This window comes from Pseudomonas sp. NPDC089554, assembly GCF_050280645.1.
Classification (GTDB): domain Bacteria; phylum Pseudomonadota; class Gammaproteobacteria; order Pseudomonadales; family Pseudomonadaceae; genus Aquipseudomonas.
In genome coordinates this window covers 15,330-28,911 of record NZ_JBNNVR010000072.1, presented here as the reverse complement: position 1 = coordinate 28,911, position 13,582 = coordinate 15,330, and the positions used below count along the sequence as shown (strand labels likewise).

The window sequence follows — 13,582 nt, the reverse complement described above, 5'->3', positions numbered from 1 at the left end:
CTGCACGCCAAGCCGCCGTTAAAGCCGGCCTACCCCATGCCGTACCGGCCCTGACCCTGAACAAAGTCTGCGGCTCGGGCCTCAAGGCCCTGCACTGAACCCTGTAGGAGCGGGCTTGCCCGCGAAGAGGCCGGTACAGTCACCCCACCTCTCGCTGTCGTATCCCATGCCCCCGATCCCCATCATCGTCCAACGCATCATCGAGCTGCTCAAGCGCTACCCCGGCGTCATCGCCCTCTTCGGTTTCCTCTCCGGTATCGGCAGTTTCATCCTGGTCGACCGCCAGGCCGGCCTGGCCAGCTGGATCGCCATCCTGATGCTGGTGAGCTGGGTATGGCTGATGTTCGAGAACGCCCTCACCGGCCTGTTCACCCGCACCTTCAAGCGCGAGATTCCCCAGCCGCTGCTGCGCTACGCGACGCAGATGATCCACCAGGAAAGCCTGTTCTTCGTCCTGCCGTTCTTCTTCATCACCACCACCTGGAACAGCGGCCAGCTAGTGTTTACCGGCCTGCTCGCGGCCGCCGGGCTGGTCTCCATCGTCGACCCGCTGTACTACAAGTGGCTGGCCCCGCGGCGCTGGCTGTTCCTGGCGATGCACACCCTGACGCTGTTCGCCGCGCTGCTCACGGCGCTGCCGGTCATCCTGCACCTGACCACCGCGCAAAGCTTCAAGCTGGCACTGATCGCAGCCATGGTGCTGTCGTTCCCCAGCCTGGCCAGCAGCTTCCCGGTCAATACCTGGCGGCGGGGCGTGGCCTTGGTGCTGATGACCCTGGCGGTCGGTGGCGGCGGCTGGCTGCTGCGTTCGTGGGTGCCACCGGCGACCCTGTGGATGACCGAAGTGGCGGTGAGCACCGAGGTGATCAACCGCCAGCCCGGCGAATCGCTGGACGAAATCGCCGCCAGCCGCATCCGCAGCAGCGGCCTGTATGCCTACACCGCGATCAACGCCCCGCGTGGCCTGAACGAGCGCATCTACCATGTGTGGCAGCGCGACGGCCAAGAGGTCGACCGCATCGCCCTGGACATCCATGGCGGGCGCAAGGAAGGCTACCGGGCCTGGACCCACAAGCAGAACTTCCCGGCGAACCCGGTGGGCAAGTGGCAGGTGCGGGTGCTGACCGAGGATGGCCAGGTGATCGGCGTACTGCGCTTCGAAGTGGTGGACGACATCCCTGCCGCTTGATCGAAAGGGGCTGCCCTGCAGCCCCGAAGGCCTACAGGCAGCACATTTTCAACAAACTGCTTCACCCCCTCTGCGCTATGATCTGCCTCTATGCCACCCGTCGGATGCATGGAGCCTATGACCGCCCCTAGCGCAACCCTGGACAACCACCAGCAGCCCGCGCGCCTGAGCATCACTGGCGATTGGACCCTGGCCCACTACGCCAGCCTCAAGCGTGAGTGCGAACGCTTGCGCAGCCAATACGGCGCCGATACCCACGTCGACCTCTCCGGGCTCGGCGCCCTCGATACCGCCGGGGCCTCGCTGCTGGCCGAAATGCTCGGTGCCGAGCGCCTGTCACGCTGTACCAGTGACCTGCCCGACGCCAGCCGCGCCCTGCTGCAAAACGTCTACCGCTCGGTGCAGAACTACTGCATCCCGGTGAAGGAGCCCGAGCGCCCGGTGCTCATCCAGCTTCTGAGCCGCATCGGCTGCGCCGTCGACACCCTGTGGCAGGACACCCGGCAGGTGCTGGGCTTCATCGGCCTGATCCTCGAAACCCTGATGCGGCGGCTGTTCCAGCCGCACCGCTGGCGCGTCACACCCGTGGTTGCCCACCTCGAACAAACCGGCCTGGACGCCGCGCCCATCGTGGCGCTGCTGACCTTCCTGGTAGGCGCGGTGGTGGCCTTTCTCGGCGCCACGGTGCTGGCCGCCTTCGGTGCCACGATCTTCACCGTCAACCTGGTGGCGTTCTCGTTCCTGCGCGAATTCGCCGTGCTACTGACCGCCATCCTCATGGCCGGGCGCACCGCCAGTGCCTTCACCGCGCAGATCGGCTCGATGAAGGCCAACGAAGAAATCGACGCCATTCGCACCCTGGGCCTGAACCCCATCGAGCTGCTGGTGGTGCCGCGGGTGCTGGCGCTGCTGATCGCCCTGCCATTGCTGACCTTCGTCGCGATGATCTGCGGCATCGTCGGCGGCGCGGTGGTCTGCGCGCTGGCACTGGACATCTCGCCAGCCATGTTCCTCTCGCTGCTGCAAAGCGATATCGGCGTACAGCACTTCCTGGTCGGCCTGGCCAAGGCTCCGTTCTTCGCCTTCCTGATCGCCACCATCGGCTGCCTCGAAGGCTTCAAGGTCAGCGGCAGCGCCGAATCGGTCGGCGCCCACACCACCTCGGCCGTGGTGCAATCGATCTTCGTGGTCATCGTGCTGGACGCGGCGGCTGCACTGTTCTTCATGGAGATGGGCTGGTGACTGAAGCCGTGATCGAAGCCCGCGGCCTGTGCAACCGCTTCGGCAGCCAGAGCGTGCACGAAAACCTCGACCTGGACCTGTACCGCGGCGAGATCCTCGCCGTGGTGGGCGGCTCGGGCAGCGGCAAGTCGGTGCTGCTGCGCAGCATCATCGGCTTGCGTCGGCCCAACGACGGCCAGGTGAAGGTGTTTGGCCAGGACCTGGCCCGCCTCGACGAGCACCAGCGCTCGCAGGTGGAACGGCGCTTCGGCGTGCTGTTCCAGAAAGGCGCGTTGTTTTCGTCGCTGACCGTCACCGAAAACGTCGCCCTGCCGTTGATCGAGCACGCCGGCCTGTCGCGCGCCGACGCCGAACACCTGGCCGGGGTGAAGCTGGCCCTGGCCGGGTTGCCGATCAGCGCCGCCGACAAATACCCGGCCTCGCTGTCCGGCGGCATGATCAAACGCGCCGCCCTGGCCCGCGCCCTGGCGCTGGACCCAGACATCCTGTTCCTCGACGAGCCCACCGCCGGTCTCGACCCGATCGGTGCGGCTGCGTTCGACCAACTCATCCTCACCCTGCGCGACGCCCTGGGCCTTTCGGTGTTCCTGATCACCCACGACCTGGACACCCTCTACACCATCACCGACCGGGTGGCGGTGCTGTCGCAGAAGAAGGTGCTGGTGGCCGGCCCGCTCAGCGAAGTCGAACGCACCGACGATGCCTGGATTCACGAATACTTTCACGGCCCGCGCGGCCGGGCGGCCGAAGACGCCGCCCTGCGCGCCCGCCAGGAGCGCTGAACGATGGAAACCCGAGCTCATCATGTCCTGATCGGCCTGATCACCGTACTGGTGGTGACCGCCGCCCTGCTGTTCGGCCTGTGGCTGACCAAGTCCAGTGTCGACGATGCCTTCAAGGACTATGAAGTGGTGTTCAACGAGGCCGTTTCGGGCCTGTCCCGCGGCAGCCCGGTGCAGTACAACGGGATCAAGGTGGGCGATGTCAACAGCCTGCGCCTCGACCCCCAGGACCCGCGCCGGGTGCTGGCGCAGGTGCGCCTGAGCGGCGACACGCCGGTCAAGGAAGACACCCAGGCCAAGCTGACGCTGGCCGGGGTCACCGGCAACGCGTTCATCCAGCTCAGCGGCGGCACCCCGCAAAGCCCCGAACTCAAGGGCAAGGATGGCAACCTGCCGATCATCATCGCCTCGCCCTCGCCGATCTCGCGCCTGCTCAGCGACAGCAGCGACCTGGTAACCAACATCAACCTGCTGCTGCACAACGCCAACCAGATGTTCTCCGCGCGCAACGTCGAGCACCTGAGCAACACCCTGGCCAACCTTGACCAGACCACCGGCGCCTTCGCCAGCAAAGAGGGCGGTATCGCCGATACCCTCAAGCAGCTCAGCGAGGTGGGCCGCCAGGCCAACGCCACCCTGGCCGAAACCCAGGCACTGATGCGCAACGCCAACGGCCTGCTGGGCAATCAGGGCAAGCAGGCCATAGGTAGCGCCGAGCAGGCCATGCAGTCGCTGGCCGACAGCGCCGCCACCCTCAACAGCCTGCTGCAGGACAACCGCCAGTCCATCGACGACGGCGCCCAGGGCCTGAACCAGCTCACCCCGGCCATTCGCGAACTGCGTGAAACCCTCAACGCGCTCAAGGGCATTTCCCGGCGCCTGGAGGCCGACCCCAGCGGCTACCTGCTGGGCCGCGACAACAACAAGGAGTTCCAGCCATGACCCAGTCGCTGCGCCTGGTCGCGCTCGCTGCCACCCTCGGCCTGGCTTCGGCCTGCTCGATCCTGCCGCAGAGCACCCCTGTGGATATCTATCGGCTGCCGGTCAACCAGCCAGCAGGCAATGCCGCGCCGCTGGACTGGTCGCTGCGCCTGAACAAGCCGCTGGCCAGCGAAGCACTGGCCGGGCCGCGAATTGCCGTGATCCCCCAGGGTGATGTGCTCAGCAGCTACCAAGGTGCACGCTGGAGCGACCCGGTGCCGCTGCTGGTGCGCAATCGCCTGCTCGATGGCTTCCAGCGCGACGGCCGCATACAGCGCCTGAGCGCCGACGACAGCAACCTGCAGGCCGACTATGAGCTGGGTGGGGAGCTGCAAGCCTTCCAGAGCGAGTACCGCGCGGCCGGACAGGTGGAGGTGGTGATTCGCTATGACGCGCGGCTGGTACAGGGGCGCAGCCAGCGCATCCTCGCCAGCAAGCGCTTCGAGGTACGCCAGCCGCTATCGGGCAACCAGGTGCCGACAGTGGTCACAGGCTTCGGCGCGGCCAGCGACCAGCTGGCGCGCCAGGTGATCGACTGGACCGTGGCTCAGGCGAAGAACCAGTAGCTGACGCCGATCGCCGCGACCACCCCGGCCAGCTCCGCCAGCAGGGCGCAGCCGACGGCGTGGCGCACGCGCTGGATGCCGACCGCGCCAAAATACACGGCCAGCACGTAGAAGGTGGTTTCGGTGCTGCCCTGGATGGTCGCCGCCACCAGGGCCGCGAAGCTGTCGACGCCGTGGGTCTGCATGGTTTCGATCAGCATGGCCCGCGCCGCGCTGCCGGAGAACGGCTTGACCAGCGCCGTGGGCAGGCCATCGACGAAGCGGGTGTCCCAACCTAGCCATTCGACGCTGTGGCGAATGCCATCGAGCGCCAGCTCCAGCGCCCCCGAGGCGCGCAGCACACCCACCGCGCAGAGCATCGCCACCAGGTAGGGCAGCAGCCCCTTGGCCACGTCGAAGCCTTCCTTGGCGCCTTCGACGAAGGCTTCGTACACCTTCACCTTGCGCAAGGCGCCAATCACCAGGAACAGGATGATCACGCCGAACAGCGTGAGGTTGCCGAGGATCGACGACAGGCCTGCCAGCGCTGCCGCCGACAAGGTGCCGAGAAAGGCCATGAAACCGCCCAGCAGCAACGCGCCCGGAATGAGGTAGGCGAGCACCACCGGGTCCCACAGGCGCAGGCGCTGCATCACCGCCACCGACAGCAGGCCGACCAGGGTCGAGGCGCTGGTGGCCAGCAGGATCGGCAGGAACACCAGCGTCGGGTCAGGCGCGCCTTGCTGGGCGCGGTACATGAAGATGGTGACCGGTAGCAGGGTCAGCGACGAGGCGTTGAGCACCAGGAAGAGGATTTGCGCGTTGCTCGCCGTGGTGCTGCTGGGGTTGAGTTCCTGCAAGGCACGCATGGCCTTCAGGCCAATAGGCGTGGCGGCGTTGTCCAGCCCCAGGCCATTGGCGGCGAAGTTCATGGTGATCAGCCCCAGCGCCGGGTGGCCGCGTGGTACTTCCGGCATCAACCGGGCGAATAGCGGGCCGAGCACCTTGGCCAGCCATTCGACGATGCCCGCCTGTTCGGCGATCTTCAAAAAGCCCAGCCACAGGGTGAGGGTGCCGAACAGCAACACCATGACCTCCACCGACAGCTTGGCCATGGCGAAGATGCTCTCGACCATCGCGGCGAAGATGCCAGCGTTCCCACCGATCAGCCACTGGCCGAAGGCGGAGATGGCTGCTATCAGGAAAAAGCCGAGCCACAGGCCGTTCAGCATCCTTAGTATTCCCCCGTGAAAAATGCCCGGATGATAGCGCATCCGAGGCTTGGCTGGAGACCGTGGGCGAGGGCTGCGCCCTCGAATCTTTCAGACAACAAAAAGCCCCGACGAGTCGGGGCTTTTCTGGTTCAACGCAACAACCTTACTGCTTGGCAGCCTCGCCAACCACCACGGCCTGTGGCTTGCCCTTGGCCAGCACCAGCTCGGCGTAATACGCCTCGCCCTTGGCGCTGTCGTACATGCCCTGCCACTTGGCGATGACCACCGCAGCCAGGGCGTTGCCCACCACGTTCAGCGCGGTACGGGCCATGTCCATGATGCGGTCGACACCGGCAATGAACGCCAGGCCTTCCAGCGGAATGCCCACGCTGCCCAGGGTGGCCAGCAGCACCACGAAGGACACGCCCGGCACACCGGCGATACCCTTGGAGGTGACCATCAGGGTCAGCACCAGCAGCAGCTGCTGGCTCAACGAAAGGTCGATGCCGTACAGCTGGGCGATGAAGATCGCCGCGATGCTCTGGTACAGGGTCGAGCCGTCGAGGTTGAACGAGTAGCCGGTCGGCACCACGAACGAACAGATCGACTTCGGCGCGCCGTACTTCTCCATCTTCTCGATCACCCGCGGCAGCACGGTTTCGGAGCTGGAGGTGGAATAGGCGAGGATCAGCTCGTCTTTCATGATGCGCATGATCTTGATGATCGAGAAGCCGAACACGCGCGCCACCAGGCCCAGCACCATGAAGGCGAAGAAGGCGATGGCGAAGTACACCAGCAGCACCAGCTTGGCCAGCGGCAGCAAGGAGGAGAAGCCGAAGTTGGCGACGGTGGCGGCGATCAGGGCGAACACGCCGATCGGGGCGTAGGCCATGATCATGTGGGTGACCTTGAACATGGTCTCCGACACGCCCTGGAAGGTACGCACCAGCGGGTCGCGCAGCTCGGCGTTGAGGCTCGACAGGCCCAGGCCGAACATTACCGAGAAGAAGATGATCGGCAGCATCTCGCCACGCATCAGCGCTGCGAAGATGTTCGACGGGATCAGGTTGAGCAGGGTCTCGATGAACGCATGTTCATGCTGCACCTCGGCCGCAGTGGCCTGGTACTTGGAGATGTCGACCGTGCCCAGGGTGCTCATGTCGATGCCGGCGCCCGGGTGGAAGACGTTGGCGAACACCAGGCCGACGACGATGGCGATGGTGGTCACCACCTCGAAGTAGATGATGGTCTTCACACCAATGCTGCCGAGTTTCTTCGCATCGCCAACCCCGGCGATACCCACGATCAGCGACGAAATCACGATCGGGACAACGATCATCTTGATCAGGCGAATGAAGATGTCGCCGGCGGGCTGGAGAACGTTACTGATCCACCATGCCTTTTCTGCACTGAAATGATTCAGCAGCGCGCCGACTGCAACGCCCAGTACCAGACCGATGACGATCTGCCAGGCGAGGCTCAGTTTTGCCTTCTTCATGTCGTTACCTTTGTTTTAGTGGTCTTGGGGAGCCGACCTGAAAGCCGCGCAACAGAGCCGTTGGTAACGTCACTGGTAGCAATTGTCTTCCATTGGGCGACCCCAGCGAAGGTCACCGCAGGCAAGCGCATGGGCGCTGTGCTAGCGAAAAAAGGCCGCAACTATTGCGATGCGAAGGGAGGGAGTCTAATGCCGGAAACGATTACCCTATGCATGATCGGCATAACAAAGATGCCTCGTGATCACCCTAGGTCAGGGCTTGTTTTTGCATGTTCGGTTTTCCGAACATGACCAAACCGCCAGTTTTCGGCCGAAAAGACGGTACGCTTGAATGGAGGTAATTGGCGCGTTCGACAATCCGAATGGCAGAAATGACACCGCCTGGCACGACGGAGGTAGGTCAAAAAAATTCGATGTACGGTTGCGTCAAAATGTGTCTCGCAGCGGGACCGCTGCAAACGGGCAGAATGCTTCTTTATATAGCTGCTTTGCCTAGACGCTTCGCAAGCCAGGCCAGCCAATTGCGGTTAGTGTGCCGCGACTGGCCTGAAGCTTGCGATGCCATCTTTCCTGACCCAGCCCTTGCGGAGGCACTCCCTGTACCCCTAGGCCACTCCGGTCCTGCAACAACCAGAACAGCCCGGCTCCCTGGTCATGTGCCACCCTTCCTCGGGGCGGCGCATCATAGAAGCTTGAACGAGGGAAAGGTTCAGCTTCCAAAACGTTACAGCGTGATGCCGCTACTCAATACCAGTTCGGGTCACGCTTGAGCTGCTCTTGGAGCAGGGCCTTCATGCCCTCGTCCGGGTCGCCCAGCCAGCGGTAATCGGCATGGCGGGTCGGAGACTTATCGGTCGGCAAGCCTTCGGGCACTTCCACGAGCATCCCGTAGGCTTCGTCCTTGTCCCAGCTGAAGGCGACGATCAAGCGCTTGTAGGTGCACTTGTCTTCCGATTCGCAAAGCGGGCCGACCAGGTACTTGTCGCCATCCTCGGTCACGGCAGACATCTGCTGCGGCGCACTGCCGCTGAGGTTGAGCACCCACTCGGGCAGGCGCTCCTCGCGCTTGACCGTGGACTGCCAGGTTTCCCGGTACTCGGGGTCGGTACCCAGCAGCTGGTTTGCCCGCACCTGGCCGTCATTGGCCGCCATCGCTGCCGTGCCACTGCCCAGCATCAGGGCAGTGACCAGGGCTTTGCCTAGCATCCGGCTCATCTTCAACCTCTACCGCGTCCAAAGAAGAAGGAAGCCACGAACAGCACCAGGAAGACGATGAAGAGGATCTTCGCGATACCGGTAGCGGCGCCGGCGATACCACCGAAGCCCAGCACGGCGGCGACAATGGCAATGATCAGGAAGGTAATAGCCCAACTCAACATGGTGATTCTCCTTTCTCTCTTGTGATCGGTCAGCCAGGTAGGAGCCTGCGCGCGCTTAGAACACCCAGCGCTCTTGAACCACGACGCTCTCGACGGTGGCCGGCGAAGTACGGCCCACCGGCAGCGCTTGCGAGGCCTTGACCAAGGTGCTGGCACGTTCCGCCTGAAGCTGAGCCAACAGCGCAGTCTGCGCCGCTACCTGGTCGGCCAGGCGAGCGGTCTGCCAGCTGTAGTACGCCTGGCCAGCGGCCAGGGTCAGCAGCAGCGCCATGCCCAGGAACAGAAACTGGCGAATGGGCAGTGCGGCGATCTGTGAGCGGTTGACGGATGGGCGGTTCATGCCGGCTCCTCCTGCTGTATTTGTTTTCCAAACCTGAGGAGTTCATTGCAGCCTGCATGCCAGTCTTTAAAATTAAAAATAATCCTTATAAATCAATAGCTTGTATTTTAATTAAATCAGGCACAGGGACGTATCCTGCACGATGCGCCCCTGCACCTCGTGCGTTTTGCACGACTCAACCTTCCACCTTGGTGGCTACCCGCAGCAAATCGGCGTCCACCCCACGCACCCCGACGATCTGTCGGGCGATGTCCTGGGCGATGGTCTTCTGCTCCTGGCTGACCACCTCGCCAGACAGACGCACCAGGCCCTCTTCGCTGGCGATCTTGATGTTGAGGCCGTCCAGGTGGCGGCTGTAGCGGTAGCTGGCCTGGATCTTGTCGATGATCCAGACATCGCTGGGCTGCTTGCCGGTGGGCGCATCCAGCGGGGTTTCCCGGGCCTTGGCCAGGGCCGCGGAATCCAGGCTGATGAGGTTGTTGACCAGGTGAACGCCTTCAGTACCTTGCGCCAGCACGCCAGCCAGCTCCTTGGCCTCGATACGATCGACGCGACCGCGCAGGGTCACCACGCCCTCGCGGCTTTCCACCTCGATGGGCGACGCCTCGGTGACCCGGCTCCACAACAGGCGCGCCCGTACGATCGCGGTCAGGGTCGCGTCTTCCAGGCGCTGGGCGTAGGCGCGTAGCTCCAGCGGGCGTTCAACCAGTTCGGCATTGACCTGCAACTGGTTATCGACCTGCTCGATACCCCGCGTGGCCAGCGCCACGCGCTCGGCCAGCTGACGCTCGACGTCATTCTCGACCTCACCACTGAGGCGGGCCTGGGCCCCATCGACCTCGACCTTGATGCGAAACGGGTTGAGCACCTTGTTCAGCGACAGGGCAGTTTGCAGCGCGCCCTCCAGGCGGGCGTCCTGCACAGGCTCGGCGAAGGCGGGGCTCATGGCGAGCAGGCTGGCGGCCAGCACAGCGGCCTTGGGGATGGAAGGCATGGCGCTTCTCCTTTCATGACAAAGCCAAGGGTCGTCGCAACCCCCATGCCAGTGGGGTTACCCTCAACAATTCGTTTAAATTCAATTCGTTAGCAAAGCTCAGGTGTAGCGACTAGCATGCACAGGGCACAATCCTTCAGAATCGACCATGCAACTTGCCCGATTTTTCCGACACTAACTGAGATCAATCCCAACGGAGCGCAGGAAACATGGAACCAGCCCAGGACAAGCAAGGCCGCATTTTGCTGGTGGACGACGAGTCCGCCATCCTGCGCACCTTCCGTTACTGCCTCGAGGACGAGGGCTACAGCGTCGCGACTGCCAACAGCGCTAGCCAGGCTGAGACACTGTTGCAGCGCCAAGTGTTCGACCTGTGTTTCCTCGACCTGCGCCTGGGCGAGGACAACGGCCTGGACCTCTTGGCGCAAATGCGCATCCAGGCGCCCTGGATGCGCGTGGTGATCGTCACCGCCCACTCGGCCGTCGACACCGCCGTCGATGCGATCCAGGCCGGCGCCGCCGACTACCTGGTGAAACCGTGCAGCCCCGACCAACTGCGCCTGGCCACGGCCAAGCAACTGGAGGTGCGCCAGCTATCGGCACGCCTGGAGGCGCTGGAAGGCGAGGTCCGCAAGCCCAAGGACGGCCTGGATTCCCACAGCCCGGCCATGATGGCGGTGCTGGAAACCGCTCGGCAGGTGGCCACCACCGATGCCAACATCCTCATCCTCGGCGAGTCCGGTACCGGTAAAGGCGAGCTGGCCCGTGCCATCCATGGCTGGAGCAAGCGTGCACGCAAGGCCTGCGTGACCATCAACTGCCCGTCGCTGAACGCCGAGCTGATGGAAAGCGAACTGTTCGGCCATACCCGCGGGGCCTTCACCGGGGCGAGCGAGAGTACCTTGGGCCGCGTTAGCCAGGCGGATGGCGGCACGCTCTTTCTCGACGAGATCGGCGATTTTCCTTTGGCTTTGCAGCCAAAATTGCTGCGCTTCATCCAGGACAAGGAGTACGAGCGGGTCGGTGACCCGGTGACCCGGCGCGCCGATGTGCGCATCCTCGCGGCCACCAACCTGAACCTCGACGAAATGGTGCGCGAGAACCGCTTCCGTGAAGACCTGCTGTACCGCCTCAACGTCATCACCCTGCACCTGCCGCCGCTGCGCGAGCGCAGCGAGGACGTGCTGACCCTGGCCGACCGCTTCCTCGCCCGCTTCGTCAAAGAGTACTCCCGCCCGGCCCGCGCGTTCAGCGACGAGGCGCGGGCCGCCTTGCTCAACTACCGCTGGCCGGGAAACATCCGCGAGCTGCGCAACGTGGTCGAGCGGGCCAGCATCATCTGCCCACAGGAGCGCGTGGAAGTCAGCCACCTGAGCATGGGTGAACTGCCTGCTGCCGGCAATGCACCCCGCGTGGGTGCGGCCTTGAGCCTGGATGAGCTGGAGCGCGCCCACATCGGCGCGGTGCTGGCCGCCAGCGACACCCTCGACCAGGCCGCCAAGACCCTCGGAATCGACGCCTCCACCCTGTATCGCAAGCGTAAGCAATACAACCTGTGAGGTGGCCCATGAAGCTGCGGACCCGGTTGTTCTTCAGCATTTCGGCGCTGGTCACCTTGGCGCTGCTGGGGCTTGTGTTGGGGCTTTCCAGCGTCTTGCAGATGGCCTCGGTGCAGCAACGCTTGGTGCGCGACACCACCCACAGCCTGGAAGTGGGCCTGAAGCTGCGACAGAACCTGGGCGAGCAACTGAAACTGCTGCTCGACGAGAACGCCGACCCACGGCATATCACCTCGCTGCAGGACACGTTCCAGAGCTTGCTGCACCAAGGCCTGGAGCAGGACGACGAACGCGGCGGCTTCAGCAAGGCCAACGCGAACTACCAGAACTTCCTCCAGGCCTACCGGGAAAGCCCGGTGCCGGCCCGCAGCATGGGGCCGGAGGACGCTCTGGGCGCGGCCTTCAACCAGGTGCGCAACGACCTGATCGACTCGCATAGGGTGGCCTTGCAACACATCCTGCAAAGCGAGGAAGACTCCCGTGACCAGGCCCTGCTGGTCAGCGGCGCCCTGGGTATCATGGGCCTGGCGGTGCTGGTGCTGGGCTTCATCACCGCGCACAACATCGCCCGGCGCCTCGGCCAGCCCATCGAAGCCCTGGCCAAGGCCGCCGACGAGGTCGGCCAAGGCAACTTCGACGTGACCTTGCCAGTGACCCAGGCCGTCGAGCTGAACCAGTTGACCCGCCGCTTCGGCCTGATGGCCGACGCCCTGCGCAAGCACCAGGCCACCAATGTCGACGAGCTGCTGGCCGGCCAGCAGCGCTTGCAGGCGGTGCTCGACAGCATCGACGATGGCCTGCTGATCATCGACCGCCAGGGCCAGCTGGAGCACCTCAACCCGGTGGCCCAACGTCAGCTGGGCTGGGACGCCAGCCGCGTCGGCAAAGGCCTTGCCCAAGCCCTGCAGCGCCCGGAGCTGGAACACCAGCTACGCCAGGTACTACGCGGCGGCAGCCTGGAGCGCCAGCCCGACGACCTGCATATCGAGGTCGATGACGAAACCCGCCTGCTGACCTACAGCCTCACCCCGGTCAGCCACCCGCAAGGGCCTATCCTCGGCGCGGTGATGGTGTTGCATGACGTTACCGAACAGCGCGCCTTCGAACGTGTGCGCAGCGAGTTCGTGCTGCGCGCCTCCCACGAGCTGCGCACCCCCATCACCGGCATGCACATGGCCTTCGGCCTGTTGCGCGAGCGGGTCAAGTTCCCGCCTGAGGCGCGCGAGAACGATTTGGTCGAGACCATCGGCGAAGAGATGCAGCGCCTCACCCAGCTGATCAACGACCTGCTCAACTTCTCGCGCTACCAGAGCGGCCTGCAGAAACTCGAACTGGCGCCATGCGCCATCGATGAGCTGCTGGAGCGCGCCCAGGCGCGCTTCGCCGAGCAGGCGCAGCACAAGCAGATCGAGCTGGTGAAAGCGCTGGACTTGCCGTTACCGCACATCCAGGCAGACCTGCCGCAGCTCGAGCGGGTGCTGGACAACCTGTTGCACAACGCCATTCGCCATACCGCCAATGGCGGGCGTATTCGCCTGTCGGCCCGGCGGCATGCCGGGCGGGTGATCGTCAGCGTCGAGGACAACGGCGAAGGCATCGCCTATGGCCAGCAAGGGCGGATCTTCGAGCCATTCGTGCAGGTGGGGCGCAAAAAGGGGGGCGCCGGGCTTGGGCTGGCGCTGTGCAAGGAGATCGTGCAACTGCACGGCGGGCGCATGGGGGTGTTCTCGCGGCCGGGGCAGGGCACCCAGTTCTACATGGCTTTGCCGGTGTAGGCGGCTGTACCGGCCTCTTCGCGGGCAAGCCCGCTCCTACAGGGACACCACTGTCCTCAGGTTCGGTGGGGTGTCTGTAGGAGC

13 protein-coding genes and 1 pseudogene are annotated in these 13,582 nt (G+C 64.4%); 8 read left to right on the top strand and 6 right to left on the bottom strand.

Annotation, left to right across the window (positions count from 1 at the left end; translation table 11 throughout):
* The 6 genes and pseudogenes from ACQKPE_RS19435 to ACQKPE_RS19410 all read left to right on the top strand — a co-directional run.
* A pseudogene (locus ACQKPE_RS19435) lies at positions 1 to 95 on the top strand (hypothetical protein); the annotation flags it as partial.
* A 71-nt stretch (positions 96 to 166) separates the two neighbouring features.
* Positions 167 to 1,189 (top strand): DUF5924 family protein, encoded by a 1,023-nt coding sequence (locus ACQKPE_RS19430; RefSeq protein ID WP_427668246.1) that lies wholly within the window; start codon positions 167 to 169, stop codon positions 1,187 to 1,189.
* Positions 1,190 to 1,297: 108 nt separating this feature from the next.
* Positions 1,298 to 2,431 carry an ABC transporter permease gene (locus tag ACQKPE_RS19425; RefSeq protein ID WP_427668245.1) on the top strand — a complete coding sequence of 378 codons (1,134 nt, stop codon included), beginning with the start codon at positions 1,298 to 1,300 and terminating at the stop codon, positions 2,429 to 2,431.
* A complete protein-coding gene (locus ACQKPE_RS19420; RefSeq protein ID WP_427668244.1) occupies positions 2,428 to 3,213 on the top strand; it encodes an ABC transporter ATP-binding protein in 786 nt (261 codons plus the stop codon). The genes ACQKPE_RS19425 and ACQKPE_RS19420 overlap by 4 nt, the downstream gene beginning before the upstream one ends.
* Before the next feature lie 3 nt (positions 3,214 to 3,216).
* Positions 3,217 to 4,155 (top strand): MlaD family protein, encoded by a 939-nt coding sequence (locus ACQKPE_RS19415; protein WP_427668243.1) that lies wholly within the window; start codon positions 3,217 to 3,219, stop codon positions 4,153 to 4,155.
* Positions 4,152 to 4,760, top strand: a complete 609-nt coding sequence (locus ACQKPE_RS19410; protein WP_427668242.1) for an ABC-type transport auxiliary lipoprotein family protein — start codon at positions 4,152 to 4,154, stop codon at positions 4,758 to 4,760. The genes ACQKPE_RS19415 and ACQKPE_RS19410 overlap by 4 nt, the downstream gene beginning before the upstream one ends.
* On the opposite strand, the gene ACQKPE_RS19405 is transcribed toward ACQKPE_RS19410, so the two are convergent.
* The 6 genes from ACQKPE_RS19405 to ACQKPE_RS19380 form a co-directional block, all read right to left on the bottom strand.
* Entirely contained in the window at positions 4,742 to 5,971 is a 1,230-nt protein-coding gene (locus tag ACQKPE_RS19405) for a nucleoside recognition domain-containing protein (protein ID WP_427668241.1), read from the bottom strand. The two genes, ACQKPE_RS19410 and ACQKPE_RS19405, sit on opposite strands and share 19 nt — an antisense overlap.
* Positions 5,972 to 6,116: 145 nt before the next feature.
* The gene (gltP, locus tag ACQKPE_RS19400; RefSeq protein ID WP_427668240.1) at positions 6,117 to 7,451 is read right to left on the bottom strand and encodes a glutamate/aspartate:proton symporter GltP; all 1,335 of its coding nucleotides are present in this window, start codon (positions 7,449 to 7,451) and stop codon (positions 6,117 to 6,119) included.
* 744 nt (positions 7,452 to 8,195) lie between these two features.
* Positions 8,196 to 8,666: an inhibitor of vertebrate lysozyme family protein gene (locus ACQKPE_RS19395; RefSeq protein ID WP_427668239.1), complete on the bottom strand. Its 471-nt coding sequence runs from the start codon at positions 8,664 to 8,666 to the stop codon at positions 8,196 to 8,198.
* Between the two features lie 2 nt (positions 8,667 to 8,668).
* The gene (locus ACQKPE_RS19390) at positions 8,669 to 8,830 is read right to left on the bottom strand and encodes a DUF1328 domain-containing protein (protein ID WP_003252966.1); all 162 of its coding nucleotides are present in this window, start codon (positions 8,828 to 8,830) and stop codon (positions 8,669 to 8,671) included.
* A 55-nt stretch (positions 8,831 to 8,885) separates the two neighbouring features.
* Positions 8,886 to 9,170 (bottom strand): hypothetical protein, encoded by a 285-nt coding sequence (locus ACQKPE_RS19385; protein ID WP_427668238.1) that lies wholly within the window; start codon positions 9,168 to 9,170, stop codon positions 8,886 to 8,888.
* Between the two features lie 175 nt (positions 9,171 to 9,345).
* On the bottom strand, positions 9,346 to 10,164 hold the full coding sequence (locus ACQKPE_RS19380) for a BON domain-containing protein (protein WP_427668237.1): 819 nt from the start codon (positions 10,162 to 10,164) through the stop codon (positions 9,346 to 9,348).
* Positions 10,165 to 10,373: 209 nt separating this feature from the next.
* Here ACQKPE_RS19380 and algB point away from each other — a divergent pair, with 209 nt between their 5' ends.
* Together algB and ACQKPE_RS19370 are read left to right on the top strand one after the other, a co-directional pair.
* Positions 10,374 to 11,723 (top strand): sigma-54-dependent response regulator transcription factor AlgB, encoded by a 1,350-nt coding sequence (algB, locus tag ACQKPE_RS19375; protein WP_427668236.1) that lies wholly within the window; start codon positions 10,374 to 10,376, stop codon positions 11,721 to 11,723.
* Positions 11,724 to 11,731: 8 nt separating this feature from the next.
* Positions 11,732 to 13,498: a KinB sensor domain-containing domain gene (locus ACQKPE_RS19370; protein ID WP_427668235.1), complete on the top strand. Its 1,767-nt coding sequence runs from the start codon at positions 11,732 to 11,734 to the stop codon at positions 13,496 to 13,498.
* Positions 13,499 to 13,582 lie beyond the last annotated feature (84 nt).